11 protein-coding genes are annotated in these 13,664 nt (G+C 43.7%); 7 read left to right on the plus strand and 4 right to left on the minus strand.

What is annotated here, in order from left to right; genetic code table 11:
• Window positions 1-46 precede the first annotated feature (46 nt).
• Complete coding sequence (locus BLQ57_RS00190) at window positions 47-283, plus strand: hypothetical protein (protein WP_240507856.1); 237 nt, start codon at window positions 47-49, stop codon at window positions 281-283.
• Between the two features lie 83 nt (window positions 284-366).
• Here the strand turns inward: BLQ57_RS00190 and BLQ57_RS00195 are convergent, their stop codons facing one another.
• On the minus strand, window positions 367-1,725 hold the full coding sequence (locus tag BLQ57_RS00195) for a transglutaminase-like domain-containing protein (RefSeq protein WP_087940795.1): 1,359 nt from the start codon (window positions 1,723-1,725) through the stop codon (window positions 367-369).
• 222 nt (window positions 1,726-1,947) lie between these two features.
• Between BLQ57_RS00195 and BLQ57_RS00200 the strand changes: the two genes are divergently transcribed.
• A complete protein-coding gene (locus BLQ57_RS00200) occupies window positions 1,948-2,139 on the plus strand; it encodes a hypothetical protein (protein ID WP_087940796.1) in 192 nt (63 codons plus the stop codon).
• A 31-nt stretch (window positions 2,140-2,170) separates the two neighbouring features.
• On the opposite strand, the gene BLQ57_RS00205 is transcribed toward BLQ57_RS00200, so the two are convergent.
• Together BLQ57_RS00205 and BLQ57_RS00210 are read right to left on the minus strand one after the other, a co-directional pair.
• The gene (locus BLQ57_RS00205; protein WP_087940797.1) at window positions 2,171-3,856 is read right to left on the minus strand and encodes a sulfatase family protein; all 1,686 of its coding nucleotides are present in this window, start codon (window positions 3,854-3,856) and stop codon (window positions 2,171-2,173) included.
• Window positions 3,857-3,892: 36 nt separating this feature from the next.
• On the minus strand, window positions 3,893-5,581 hold the full coding sequence (locus BLQ57_RS00210) for a sulfatase family protein (protein WP_087940807.1): 1,689 nt from the start codon (window positions 5,579-5,581) through the stop codon (window positions 3,893-3,895).
• Between the two features lie 206 nt (window positions 5,582-5,787).
• On the opposite strand from BLQ57_RS00210, the gene BLQ57_RS00215 reads away from it, so the two are divergent.
• Window positions 5,788-6,948: a sialidase family protein gene (locus tag BLQ57_RS00215; protein WP_087940798.1), complete on the plus strand. Its 1,161-nt coding sequence runs from the start codon at window positions 5,788-5,790 to the stop codon at window positions 6,946-6,948.
• 170 nt (window positions 6,949-7,118) lie between these two features.
• On the opposite strand, the gene BLQ57_RS00220 is transcribed toward BLQ57_RS00215, so the two are convergent.
• A complete protein-coding gene (locus BLQ57_RS00220; RefSeq protein ID WP_087940799.1) occupies window positions 7,119-9,254 on the minus strand; it encodes a glycoside hydrolase family 97 protein in 2,136 nt (711 codons plus the stop codon).
• A 98-nt stretch (window positions 9,255-9,352) separates the two neighbouring features.
• Here BLQ57_RS00220 and BLQ57_RS00225 point away from each other — a divergent pair, with 98 nt between their 5' ends.
• From BLQ57_RS00225 to BLQ57_RS00240, 4 genes are all read left to right on the plus strand, one after another.
• Complete coding sequence (locus BLQ57_RS00225; protein WP_087940800.1) at window positions 9,353-10,810, plus strand: PhoPQ-activated protein PqaA family protein; 1,458 nt, start codon at window positions 9,353-9,355, stop codon at window positions 10,808-10,810.
• Window positions 10,811-10,886: 76 nt separating this feature from the next.
• The gene (locus tag BLQ57_RS00230; RefSeq protein WP_087940801.1) at window positions 10,887-12,353 is read left to right on the plus strand and encodes a Gfo/Idh/MocA family protein; all 1,467 of its coding nucleotides are present in this window, start codon (window positions 10,887-10,889) and stop codon (window positions 12,351-12,353) included.
• Window positions 12,354-12,418: 65 nt separating this feature from the next.
• The gene (locus BLQ57_RS00235; protein ID WP_087940802.1) at window positions 12,419-12,616 is read left to right on the plus strand and encodes a hypothetical protein; all 198 of its coding nucleotides are present in this window, start codon (window positions 12,419-12,421) and stop codon (window positions 12,614-12,616) included.
• Window positions 12,616-13,620: a Gfo/Idh/MocA family protein gene (locus tag BLQ57_RS00240; protein ID WP_087940803.1), complete on the plus strand. Its 1,005-nt coding sequence runs from the start codon at window positions 12,616-12,618 to the stop codon at window positions 13,618-13,620. Before BLQ57_RS00235 ends, BLQ57_RS00240 begins: the two co-directional genes overlap by 1 nt.
• The last annotated feature ends 44 nt before the right edge of the window (window positions 13,621-13,664 follow it).

The raw sequence follows: 13,664 nt of genomic DNA on the forward strand, positions 1-13,664 counted from the left end.
TAAAACAAATTCTATCTTTACACTCTAATTCAAAATACCATCAACCATGAAAAAACTAAAAACAATCTTTATGATGCTTGCTTTGGCAGGCTTTGTATTCGGAACAGGCCTTTCTTCTTGCGGAGGTAAAAAAGCTGATACCACTGAGGAGTCTTCTGAGCATCCAGCAGAAGAAGGCAGTGAGCATCCAGCAGAAGAAGGAAGCGAGCATCCCTCTGAAGGTGCTGAGCATCCTACAGAGGGTGATAGCAGTGAGCATCCCTCTGAGCATCCAAGCAACTAATCAAAAAAAGGCCGCAAATTTAATTTTGCGGCCTTTTTCTTTTTAAGACAAATCAATTTAAACATTGGATAAATAATCCAATTTTAACTACTGACTTTTCTCATAAAGGAAAATGTAGAATTTACTTTTACTTCTTCTCCGTCGATTTCCAAGTATGGATAAGCGATAAAATTAATAGGGCCTGATGCAGGTCCTGGGCTTACTTGAAGGTCTCTCCCCCTACTCAGTTCAATTCGGTTAGCCGGGTGTCTTCCAAAATAATAGGTTGCCAAAGCCGTGTATTTATTGGCTTCAGAGATGTCCACAGGCCACCATTTACCATCAGCATAAAACTCCGCCCAGCAGTGATAGCCGTCAATTCCTCCCTCATTTCGATCCGAAGGAATTGAAGCTCCAATGGAAAATTTGGCAGGTATTCCTACCGATCGCGCCAAGGAAATGAAGTAGCTGTGAAACTCGGTACAATTCCCCGTCTTTGAATCGCAGGCATAATTAGAATCTCCTTTTCCAAAATCTCCAAACTTCATGTAGCGCATATTATCGATAATGTAATCGTACAGCACACGCGCTTGGATCAGATGACTCTCCTTGATTTTTTCTCCTAAAGCCTCCTTAGCGATCTCTTCAAATCGTCCACCTTTTGGCATCAAAATATTGGAAGCTAAATATATATTTGGGTCAGGAGTATTGGCTTCGTAAGGCCCTTTTTCCTTTCGCTTGACAGAATAAACAATCTCCAGCTCTTTTCCGCTATCTTCCGGCCCCAACTCCATGTATAGTAGCGTATTGTCATAAATCTGCTCTTCCAAATTTTGTTGCTTTCCCGGAACAGATATTGACTCGATTTTTACCTCCTGAAATTCATCCGACTCCGCCAGAGGAACCCACATCTTGGCCGGACCGTCTAGGTTCGGGATAGACGCATTATAATAAAACTCGAAGAAGTCCTGCCCCTCAATAACTCCCAATAGACTGTTCGTTGATTCTTCTAATGCCACGCGATACCAAGTTTTATCTTCCTTATTTTGCTTCCAACTGTAAAAAGGCTTGCCATTGAGTTTATGTACCGTGGTATTGGTGACCGTCATCGCTCCGGGTTTTCCTTCCATGAAAAAATCCACGTCATAGACATCTCCGCTTTCATCCACCAAATCCACACAAGCAAAATGAGACTCCGGCCCTAGGTTAGAAAGGTATTCGGTATGAACTCTGACCAGCTTCATTCGCAGATCATGATTCTCGTCCTTGACAGGAAACACACCTTCATTCTCGACAGTTTTATCAGCGATAAACTGCTTGATTCCCTCCTCAATCTCTGCAATAGAGGTCTTTTTGACAGCTGTTTCAGCATTGGAAGAGGGTTCTTTCTCCTTTTCTACAGGGGCTTGACAGGAATAAAACCCGATCAAAGCTCCGAATAAAAGATACTTTCTAAATTTCATAAGAGATGCTTGAATTGAATGGACAAGTTAACAAATGTATTGCTTCACCTCATAAGGAATAGAATTCTCTTAGCTTCAAATTGTTTATCAAGCCATAAAGAATCGTTCATTTCCTGCGAAAAACTGTCTGATTTCGGACAGTTGGCCAAAACAAAAACGGCTATATATCACTAATATTCAATGTGTTAAGATTCTTGGCACATCGATTGACAAATCATAGCTATGATGACATTTCTCCTTTGGTTGATCTTGCTAATTCTATGTTGGCCGATAGCCATTTTAGCTTTGATCCTTTACCCTCTCATCTGGATCATATTGCTTCCCTTCCGCTTGCTCGGATTTGCAGTGGAGCTTTCTTTTGACCTGATTCGAAACATTTTCCTATTTCCTTTCCGGATTTTATCTCCTAAATAAAAACCTAGACTTTACAGAATGGGCTTTTGACTTATTCGATTGCAGCTCTTCTTTTTTCGATTTGGCTGACCTTTTTTTCATCCACTCCCCACACATTTCCATCCCTTGCATCCTCAAGCAGGCGATCAATGTATTTCTGACTGATGGAAGAATTATCCTGATACTTTGTTCGCAACTCCTCCAATCGAAGATGTAAATCTGCTCTGATTTCCGAATAGGCAGGATCATCATAGACGTTTTTGAGCTCCATAGGATCATTGATCCGATCGATCAGCTCCCAACTGTCCTCCACAAAGTAGTAATGAATGAGCTTGTACTCTTTGGTGATAATGGCATAGTGACGATTGACCATATGCTCAGCAGGGTACTCGTAATAATGGTAATAAACTGCATCGCGGGACCATTTTTCAGTATTGCCAGTCAGTAAAGGCACCAAACTCTCCCCTTGCATATCGGATGGACTTGGAATTCCTGCCGCATCGAGAAAAGTCTGCGCAAAATCCAGATTTTGAACCAATTCGTCGGATTGAGTTCCAGCAGCTACTTTACCTGGCCAAGCTACCAAAAGTGGGGTCTTGAAGCTTTCATCATAGACAAAGCGCTTATCATACCAGCCATGCTCCCCCAAATAAAAACCCTGATCAGAAGTGTACACGATGATGGTATTTTCCATCATATTGTTTTCTTCCAAATAATCCAGCACCCGCCCTACGTTTTCGTCCACCGAACGAATGGTACCCAGATAGTCTTGCATGTAGCGCTGATATTTCCAGCGCATCTGATCTTCTTCACTCATTTGAGCAAATTCTGCCTTGAATTTCTCATTGATCGGATCGTAATATTTTCGGAAATTCTCTGCTTGCTCGGGAGTAAAACGGTCTAAAAAGTTCTTATACCGAATCGTGTCATAGCCACCGACATCTTGCAATCCTAGTGCTTTGGTCACCTCAGGAGACAATTTATTATCCCCAGACCAACCCATATGCTCCAAAATATTCATTTCAGCCTCCTCGGCTGCAAAAGTTCTTCCTGAATAATCATCAAAAAGCGTAGCAGGTTCTCTGAAGGTCCGATTGGTAAACTCCTCCATATGTCTCTCGGCCATCAGCCATGCCCGATGCGGTGCCTTGTGCAGATAAAATAGCAAGAAAGGATCCTCTTCCTTACGCTCATTCTCCAGCCAATCCAAGGTCATGTCGGTGATAATATCCGTCACATAGCCTTCTACCTGAACATTACCCTCATTTTTAGTGATAAAATCCGGATTGTAATAAGAACCCTGACCCGGTAAGATTTTGAATTGATCAAAGCCTTTTGGATTATTTCCGAAGTGCAACTTTCCGAACATCGCCGTTTGATAACCCGCCTCCTGAAATAACTGAGGGAAGGTAACATTGGTCGTGTCGAAAGGAAAATGATTATCCACTTTCCCATTGAGATGGCTGTGTTTCCCAGTCAAAATTGTGGCCCTGCTTGGCGCACAGATCGAGTTAGTCACTGAGGCTTGGGTAAAAAGCATCCCCATTTTTGCAATGCGATCGATATTGGGCGTTTCGATCAGAGAATTATCGTAAGCGGAAATCGCCTGATAAGCATGATCATCGGACATAATAAAAATGATATTGGGTCGCTCTTCGGTTTTTTCCACCTGCGAACTGCAAGAAAAAAGCAAGCCCATTGATAGCGCAAAAAGGGAAGTATTTACAAGTTTCTTCATAGGTAATAGTATTGAGAAGACTAAAGGCTTGGAATCCTATTCGTCTTGTTTTTTACGATCTTCGAGGATTTTTCTAGTCACCTCCTTGTTAGCAGCACCAAACTGCTGCGTCTCCTCAAGTCGATCAAGATACCTATCCAAATACTGCTGAGAAATCTGAGCATTGTCTCCATATTTCTCACGAAGTCCTTCTAGCTTGGTGTGGAGTTCTTCCTTAATTTCAGCATAAGCAGGATCATCATAGACATTTTTGAGCTCCATCGGGTCATTAAGTCGATCAATTAGCTCCCACTCATCGACATCAAAATAATAATGGGTTAGCTTATATTCCTCGGTGACAATGGCATAATGACGCTTCACCATATGTACCGAAGGGTATTCATAATAATGATAGTACACGGCATCTCTTGTCCACTTTTCGGTGTTTCCAGTGAGAAGCGGAACCAGACTTTCCCCCTGCATCTGATCGGGAGCGGGAATGCCCGCTGCATCCAAAAAGGTCTGGGCAAAATCCAGGTTCTGAACCATCTCAGTAGATTTTGATCCAGCTTGCACTTTCCCTGGCCAAGCCACCAAAAGCGGGGTTTTGAAAGATTCATCGTACACAAATCGCTTATCAAACCACCCGTGCTCACCCAGATAAAACCCTTGGTCAGAGGTATAGACGATGATGGTGTTTTCCATCATATTATTTTCTTCAAGGTAATCCAAAACGCGACCTACATTTTCATCCACCGCCTGAATTGTCCCCAAGTAATCCTGCATGTAGCGCTGATAGCGCCATCGCATCAAATCTTCCTCAGACATATCCGCATAGTTTGCTTTGAATTCTTCATTCATCGGACCATAGACTGCATCCCAGTTGGCGCGCTGAGAGGCATTTAATCGCCCCACTTCCCGCTCAAACGCTCCTTTATCCCATCCCGAAGCATCAGGTATGCCCAATTCGTCCATGACTTCGGGATAAATTTTTGAATCTCCCGCCCAATTCATGTGCTTGAGTAGATTCATTTCGGCTTCTTTCGCAGCTCTTCCACGTCCTGAATAATCATCAAAAAGCGTGGGAGGCTCCACGAAAGTCCTATCGGTAAACTCGGCTATATGTCGCTCTGCAGGCAGCCACTCGCGATGGGGAGCTTTGTGCAGGTAAAAAAGTAAAAAGGGATCCTCTTCTTCCCGTTCATTTTCGAGCCAGTCCAAAGTCATATCCGTGATAATATCCGTCACATAGCCTTCGGCCTGAATATTCCCCTCATTTTTGGTGATAAAGTCCGGGTTATAATAGGCTCCTTGGCCCGGAAGTATTTTAAACTGATCAAAGCCTTTGGGATTATTTCCAAAATGCAACTTTCCAAACATGGCTGTCTGATATCCCGCATCTTGAAATAGCTGAGGAAAAGTCACATTGGTGGTGTCAAAAGGAAAATCATTGTCAATTTTGCCATTGAGATGGCTGTGTAAACCCGTTAGAATCGTAGCGCGACTGGGAGCACAAATAGAATTGGTCACGGTGGCATTGGTAAATAGCATACCCATCTCTGCGATCCGGTCGATATTGGGCGTCTCGATCAAATGATCACTGTAAGCTGAAATTGCCTGATAGGCATGATCGTCAGACATGATAAAAACGATATTCGGCCGCTCCTCTTTCGTGGCTTCTTGATTCTCACAGGAATAAAGAAAAACTGCAACCAAGCCGACTAGTAGTCTTTTCAAATTTCTCATTGGGATACCTTCATAGTGCAGTTCAAATTTGGAGAATATATCGATCAATCCCATAAAATTTTGATTATCGGTTTATTTACCCAAAAAAATTTGTCAAATTTCCCTTTATTAACCCATTTTTTAAATTTTCATCAAAAGAAAGCATTAATTCCAGTCCAAAACCCTTTATTTTTCATTTTCTAAAATCATAGAAACCTAGACCCAAAATGAAAAAAAACCTGATGCTCCTTGTTCTATTTTGCTTTTCTCAAATTCTTTTGGGACAGGAAACTTTGGTATTTGAGGCCGATAAAGAAGGACACGCCATTTACCGAATCCCCGCTATTATCAATTTAGCTAACGGAGATTTACTCGCTTTTGCAGAAGGCCGCGTAAATGGAAGCGATGATTTTGGGGACATCAACTTAGTCATGAAGCGAAGTAAAGATCAAGGTCTAAGTTGGTCTCAACTGGAAACCTTGGTTGACTACGATAGTCTTCAAGCCGGCAATCCCGCACCAGTCGTCGATCTTCAAAATCCCGAGTATCCTGATGGGGTCATTTTTTTGTTTTACAACACTGGAAATAATCATGAGTATGACATCCGGATGAACCGTGGAGTTCGAGAAACCTGGATGATCCAATCTTTTGATTTGGGAAAAAGCTGGACTGCCCCCAAAAATATCACCGCGCAGGTTCATCGCCCCAACAACCCTGATTTCAACCCTAATTATACTTTTCCGGAAGACTGGAGGCACTATGCCAATACTCCTGGACATGCTTTTCAATTTCAAAATGGCCCTCACAAAGGTAGAATCTACGTGGCCGCCAATCATTCGGCCGGTGATCCCATTTCCGATTGGTCTGATTATCAGGCTCATGGATTTTTCACAGATGATCATGGCAAGACTTTCGACATTTCTGAATCTGTGAATTTTGGAGGTTCCAATGAATCCATCGCCGCTGAATTATCCAATGGTCGGATGATCATGAGCAGTCGAAATCAAAAAGGAGATATTCGGAAGCGAATTCTATCGTATTCTTCTGACGGAGGTCAAACTTGGGATGAAAGTTACTTCGAGTCCCAACTCCCCGATCCAGTCTGTCAGGCTTCCATTTTGGATTTGGGAGAAAATGATGGAAAAACCATCCTCGCTCATTCCAATGCTGCAAGTGAAAACGAACGCAATTTTCTAACGATCAAAATCAGCTATGATGAGGGAAAAAGCTGGACCAAAGACATTCTTATTGACTCGAAGGAAAATGCTGAAAAAAACGCTTGGACGGCTTATTCTGATTTGGTAAATCTGGATGAGAACACTCTAGGCATTCTTTACGAGCAGGACAATTATCAGCAAATTGTATTTAAAACAGTGAAATGGAAATGAAGGCCATCCCCTCACCGTTGACGTGTTTGCCGTCCCGACCCATATAAATGGTGTTTCTTTCGAAGTGGGAGGTATCTCCACTTAGAGCAGGGCATTGTCTTAAAACCAATTTGGAATCTACCTTGAATTTAGCCGCAGTGGGCGGTGTCTCCACCGCCCACTTTTAGCACTCACTTTAGCTTTTTAACGCTCTTCAACTCCTCCTTACTCGCCTCCCGAATCCGAATAGCATAGCCCCCTCCCGGGGCAGAAAATTGCTTCAAGATGGATTTGCTGTCAACAGCAACTTTTCGAATTTCATAAGCCTGAGGATTGGTTTTATAATGGGCATCAGCCTGATCGGAATAGACTTCTGCAAGGTAAGTTTTGTCTGCATCCAGAAAATCAAATTTGACCTCCCCTGTTCTACCTTCGAATCCATTGACATTTCCGACAAACCATTCTCCGCTTTCTTTAGCTTTTCGGGCGATGGTCAAGTAATAACCCGGTTCAGCTTCCAGGTATATGCTCTTCTCCCAGTCCAAAGCCACATCTTTGATAAACTGAAAAGCATCTGGAAAACGCATGTAATTTTCAGGATAATCAGCCGCCATCTGAAGCGGAGAATACATCGTCACATAGAGCGCCAACTGATTGGCCAAGGTGCTATTGACGTGTGATCCGTTGAACACATCCATCTCAAAAATACCCGGCGTATAATCCATCGGGCCACCAATCTGTCGAGTAAATGGTAACACCGTGACATGATTAGCCTTATTTCCTCCAAAAGCCTGATATTCTGTACCCCGTGCGGATTCATTGGCAATCAGATTAGGCCAAGTTCGGGCAACCCCAGTTGGTCGGACCGCCTCGTGAGCATTGACCATGATTTGGAATTCAGCCGCTTTTTCCAAGGCATACTGATAGTGATTGACCAGCCATTGACTGTAATGATGCTCACCTCGGGGAAGCATATTTCCTACATAGCCACTTTTGACGGCAGGATAGCCGTAATCATTCATCAGCTGATAAGCCTCATCCATGTGTCTCTCATAATTGCGGACGGAAGAAGAAGTTTCATGATGCATGATCATTTGGACGCCTTTGCTTTTTGCATAAGCGGCTATCCCCTCCAAATCAAAATCTGGATAGGGTGTCAAAAAGTCAAATACATAATCTTTTGAGTTGCCAAACCAGTCTTCCCAACCTTCATTCCAGCCCTCTACCAATACGCCGTCAAATCCATGCTCTGCAGCAAAATCAATGTATTTTTTCACATTTTCTGTAGTAGCTCCATGCTTGCCGTTGGGCTTGACTTTAGAATAATCTGTTTCTCCCAGTTTTACTGCTTTTAGCTCATCCGTGTAAGCCCAAGAGCTTTGCCCGGTGATCATTTCCCACCAAACTCCCACATATTTCATAGGCTTAATCCAGGAGGTATTCTCGATTTTTGAGGGATCGTTGAGATTATACGTGATTCGAGAAGCTAAAATATCAGCTCCACTTTCGCCTACGATGATCGTTCGCCATGGCGAATGGGCAGGAGTGTACAAATACCCCTTTACCCCTTGAGCATCAGGAGTAAGATGACTTCTAAAAACCATTCGTTCATCATCCAGCTCTAGATGCATCGCTGCATAGTCGATCAAAGCTGCCTCATGAATATTAATGTATAGCCCCTCATCTGACTTCATCATCAAGGAGGTCTGAACGGCTGTTTTTGAGATTGGTGTTTGGGAAGCATTTGGCGTAATCGCTGAGACCATCAAGTCCCGAATCTCGGAAAGTTTAGATTCGGTGTAGTCATATTCCTGCGTATCATAATCACCCGGGATCCAATAAGCCGTATGATCTCCAGTCATGGCAAACTCCGTGAGTTCTTCTGCAATGGCAAAGTGTCCCATGGCTTCCTGCAGAGGAAACTCATAACGAAACCCCAATCCGCTGTCAAAAAGTCGAAACCGGATGGTCAGTTTCCGTTCTGTTGACACCTGCTCAAGCTTGACTAAGAGCTCTTCGTATTGATTTCTGATTTTGCTTTCCTCTCCCCAAACCGGATTCCAAGTTTCATCTTGAATAGTCGTCTCAGTCTCCAAAATCCGAAAACCCATGTGCAAGTCCACAGAATCATTGACCAAATCAAAGCCTAACCGACTTGACTCGATGATAGATTGATCTTTGAAATTGAGCCGATATGTGGGAGCACCACTGGCATCTAGGGAAAAACTCATGGAGAATTGCCCATCGGGAGATGTGATTTCCTGAGCGGAAAGCAGCGATACGGTAAATGAAAAGAGGCAGATAAATAGAAAATGAGATAAACGCATGTGATTGACAGTTTTGATCGGGAAAAAGCTTTTTTACTGAAACCTTGTAGTCAGTTTTTAAAATTAGTAGATTTTCAGTACAAATTCAGCTTCAAACTATGAATATCAATAATTTATCCAAAGCAATCTTTCCGCTGGTATTACCTTTACTTTTCGGAATTTTTTCCTGCGAATCAGCCAAAACGGAAAGAGAAAACGATACTCCAATTTCCCGGAAGGAGGAGATGCTCAAAAATTATGTTCAGGCAACTGATCCTAACTTCCGATTTGAACTGGTCCACTCTTCTCCTGGCGAAAAAGCGGATTTTCATGTCTTGAAAATGTATTCCCAACATTGGCTGACTGATAGCCTAGTCGATGAAACCGAATGGTGGCATTGGGTTTCGCTGATGGTTCCCAAGGAAACCGCATTTGAGACTGGCATGATGTGGATCGGAGGAGGAAGTAAAGATACTGCTATGCCTACAGCGCCGGATGCTTTAATCAGAGAGGCATCACTTCAGACCAACTCAGTAGTTGCTCAGATTCACAATGTACCATTTCAGCCGATCACCTTTACTGGGGATGAATTTGGCGAGCGCTACGAGGATGCGATTATTGCTTATGGTTGGCGCAAATTTCTGGAAGGCGGAGCCAAAGACGAGGATGCCATTTGGCTGGCAAGATTCCCGATGACTAAAGCCGTAAAATTGGCTATGGATGCAGTGACAGAAGTGGTGAAGGAAAATTATGAATTGGAGCTAAAGCATTTCTTCGTCGGAGGAGCATCCAAGCGGGGATGGACGACTTGGACTACAGCCGCTACCGATGACCGCGTGGTTGGGATTGCCCCAGTGGTTATTGACATGCTTAATCTAGAACCCTCATTTCAACATCATTGGAGAAATTATGGCTTCTGGGCTCCTGCGGTAAATGATTATGTGAGGGAAGGCATCATGGAATGGATGGGTACACCTGAGTTTGACCGAATGCTGGAGTTGACCGAACCCTATTCCTTTGTGGATGAATTGGATATTCCAAAATTGCTAATCAATGCGGCTGGGGACCAGTTTTTCCAACCCGACAGCTGGGAGTTTTATTGGAATGATTTAAAGGGAGAAAAACACATCCAATATGTACCCAACTTTGGTCATGATCTCCGTGAATCCGACGCCTTCCCCAATTTGATTTCCTTTTATACCTCAGTCCTGAATAACCAAGATCGACCCGAATACCATTGGGAAGTAAGCGAGGAAAAAATTATCATCGAAACGCCTCAAGATCAGCTTCCGATTTCAGTCAAACTTTGGTCGGCTTACAATCAATTTTCCAGAGATTTCAGAGTCGATGAATTCGGCCCCAACTGGGTGGCTGAAGAAATCAGCATGCCTGCTGAGGGGAAATTGGAAGTGCTCATGAAATCCCCCGATCAAGGATTTCGAGCCTATTTTGTAGAAATGACTTTTGCAGGAAAAGCACCGCTAAAAGTCACTTCGGGAATTGAGGTTTTACCAAGAGATTATCCTTTTGATTCCTTTGAACCTAGTAAACAGCTGACAGCTCAAGAAAACAATTAACCTTTGGTACCAAAAAAAGGCATTCGCTCAAAAGAATTAATAACTTGTCCAATGAACACAAACCCTTTTTAAACCTATGAAAAAACAAAACCCTGAATCCTCTGGCCAATCCAGAAGGGAATTTATCAAAAATGCCGCCATGGCATCCTCCTTCCTCATCGTGCCCAGACATGTATTGGGTGGAGTAGGATATACTGCTCCTTCGGATCAGCTGAATCTGGCTGCCATCGGTGCAGGAGGTAAAGGTGCAAGCGATATAGAATTGGCTTCAGTCGGAGGCAGAGAACGCGTAGTTGCTCTTTGCGACGTAGATTTTTCCGGCTCCGCCAAAAGCTCCGTAGAGCGCTTTCCAAAAGCCAAGCTCTATGCCGACTATCGGGAAATGCTCGATAAGGAAACTGATATCGATGCAGTAACAATTTCCACTCCCGATCATGTACATGGTCCTGCTGCAAAATACGCCATGGAACGTGGAAAGCACGTCTATGTGCAAAAGCCTATGACCCACAATATCAGAGAAGCTAGAATGCTCACTGAAATGGCCCGCTCCCAAAAAGTGGTTACTCAGATGGGAAATCAAGGCGGTTCCAATCCCCTACTCAAACTCGTACAGCAGTGGGTGGATGAAGACAGAATTGGGGCAGTTTCCAAAGTAGAAGTATGGACCAATCGTCCTGTATGGCCACAGGGTGGACCTTTCCCAAAGCCTGAGCCGGGCGCCAAACCTGATGCTTTGGATTGGGACTTGTGGTTGGGGCCAGCAGAGGATATTCCATTTACACCAAATCTCCACCCATTCAACTGGAGAGGATGGTGGGCTTATGGTACAGGAGCCTTGGGCGATGTAGGATGCCACTTAATTGATATCCCATTTAGAACGCTGGGATTGCATTATCCATTGGATGCGGAGTGCTCCGTAGGCTCTGTTTTTTCTCAGATGTGGACCCCGGATTATCATCCCGATGGCTGTCCAGCTTCTTCATTCATCACCCTGAATTTTTCGGCAACAGAAAAAAGCAAAAGCCCCATCAAAATGACTTGGATGGATGGTGGAATCAGACCTGCACATCCTGACATCATTCCAGCCAATGAAGATATCGGAGGAGCCAATTCGGCCAATGGTGTCTTGATCATCGGGGAAAAGGGAATTATTTCAACGAATATCAATGATTCTTCTCCTTTGATGCCAAAGCTTTATCTTAATGATGGAACCAAAGAAGAAGGGCCTCAAAATGAAGAAGGTTTGGAAAGAGAATATGGTCATCAGCGATTGTGGGTAGATGCTTGTAAGGCAGGGTTTGGCTCGACTGAGCATCAGGGACTTACTTCTTCTTTTGATTATGCAGGACCTATGACAGAAACTGTTCTTATGGGAAATCTAGCGATAAGAAGCTACATGCTCAGAAGAGAAAACGCCCAAGGCCGTCAGGAATTCTTCGCTCGCAAAAAGCTCCTTTGGGACGGGGAAAACATGCGGATCACCAATTTGGAAGAAGCTAATCAGTTTGTCGGAAGAGAATACCGCCCAGGTTTTGAAGTTTAAATTCTTCCTATCAATTCAACCAAAAGCCGTGTATTGCGGCTTTTGGTGTTTTAACCTAAAAAGAAATGAATAAAAAAATACGCTATTGGGTTCAGTCTGTAGGCGGCTTGCTTTTGACTGGTACGGGCTTATCCATGTCTATTGATGCTGGGCTCAACAAACTTTCCGGAGATCCTTGGTTTTGGTATGGAACGGCAGGGCTAATTGTGTTTCAGGCAGGATTAAGCTTGGTAATTGACGGCCTTCGGTTTAAAGGGAAATAATGAAGAAATTTCAAGACTCGGAAGTTCGATGGGGTATCATCGGCGTAGGAAATGTCTGCGAAGTTAAGTCCGCTCCGGCGATGAACTTGGTTTCAAATTCTCGTTTGGTTGCCGTTATGCGCCGGGATGAAGCCAAAGTCAAGGATTACGCCCAGCGACATCAAGTGCCCAAGTGGTATATGGATGCAGAGGGTCTCATCAATGATCCAGAGGTGAATGCCATTTACATTGCTACTCCCCCACATAAGCATTTGCACTACACCAAACTGGCTGCTGCCGCAGGGAAGCCTGTCTACGTAGAAAAACCCATGGCGCGTACCTATGCCGAATGCCAGGAAATGATTGAGGCTTGTGAACAGGCTGGAGTCGCCCTCTATGTAGCCTATTATCGAAGAGCACTTCCTCACTTCGTCAAAATCAAGGAATTAATCGAACAGGGAGCAATCGGCAAAATTCGGACAGTGCATATTCAGATGCGACAGGAGGCAGAACCTGAAATCATCGCACAGTTGGAAAACAACTGGCGAGTGAATCCAGAAATCTCAGGAGGAGGATATTTTTACGATTTGGCCTCTCATCAAATGGATCTGATGGAGTTCTTTTTCGGAAAAATCGGCCATGCTTATGGCTACAAAACCAATCAAGCCGGACTTTATAAGGCAGAAGATCAGGTTGTCGGGGTTTTTGCTTTCAAAAACGGAATACTAGGCAGTGGCAATTGGTGTTTTACCTCTGCCAAAAGCACTCAACTTGATCTAGTGACGATAGAAGGAAGTGAGGGACAAATCAGTTTTGAGACTTTTGGGAAAGGAGAATTTACCCTGATCAAAGACTATGAGCAACCTATACATTTTCAATTCGAACTTCCAGTCCACATTCAGCAGCCTTTGATCAAGTCGATCGTCGAGGATATTCTAGGGCAAGGTAGCTCTCCCAGCACGGGAATCTCGGGCTCTGGAGCCAATTGGATTTTAGAAAAAATGACCCAAAAAGCCATAAACTGAAAATTCTTAAGAGAAAATTAAGAAAAAAGGAAAAACCTAAAAAC

The sequence above is a fragment of the Algoriphagus faecimaris genome (genome assembly GCF_900101705.1).
Lineage (GTDB): Bacteria > Bacteroidota > Bacteroidia > Cytophagales > Cyclobacteriaceae > Algoriphagus > Algoriphagus faecimaris.

Bases quoted from the DNA above. Each gene is read 5' to 3' on its own strand.
- BLQ57_RS00200 (WP_087940796.1), top strand. From the start codon at position 1,948: ATGATGACATTTCTCCTTTGGTTGATCTTGCTAATTCTATGTTGGCCG.
- BLQ57_RS00230 (WP_087940801.1), top strand. From the start codon at position 10,887: ATGAAAAAACAAAACCCTGAATCCTCTGGCCAATCCAGAAGGGAATTT.
- BLQ57_RS00205 (WP_087940797.1), bottom strand. From the start codon at position 3,856: ATGAAGAAACTTGTAAATACTTCCCTTTTTGCGCTATCAATGGGCTTG.
- BLQ57_RS00215 (WP_087940798.1), top strand. From the start codon at position 5,788: ATGAAAAAAAACCTGATGCTCCTTGTTCTATTTTGCTTTTCTCAAATT.
- BLQ57_RS00210 (WP_087940807.1), bottom strand. From the start codon at position 5,581: ATGAGAAATTTGAAAAGACTACTAGTCGGCTTGGTTGCAGTTTTTCTT.
- BLQ57_RS00235 (WP_087940802.1), top strand. From the start codon at position 12,419: ATGAATAAAAAAATACGCTATTGGGTTCAGTCTGTAGGCGGCTTGCTT.
- BLQ57_RS00190 (WP_240507856.1), top strand. From the start codon at position 47: ATGAAAAAACTAAAAACAATCTTTATGATGCTTGCTTTGGCAGGCTTT.
- BLQ57_RS00220 (WP_087940799.1), bottom strand. From the start codon at position 9,254: ATGCGTTTATCTCATTTTCTATTTATCTGCCTCTTTTCATTTACCGTA.
- BLQ57_RS00225 (WP_087940800.1), top strand. From the start codon at position 9,353: ATGAATATCAATAATTTATCCAAAGCAATCTTTCCGCTGGTATTACCT.
- BLQ57_RS00195 (WP_087940795.1), bottom strand. From the start codon at position 1,725: ATGAAATTTAGAAAGTATCTTTTATTCGGAGCTTTGATCGGGTTTTAT.
- BLQ57_RS00240 (WP_087940803.1), top strand. From the start codon at position 12,616: ATGAAGAAATTTCAAGACTCGGAAGTTCGATGGGGTATCATCGGCGTA.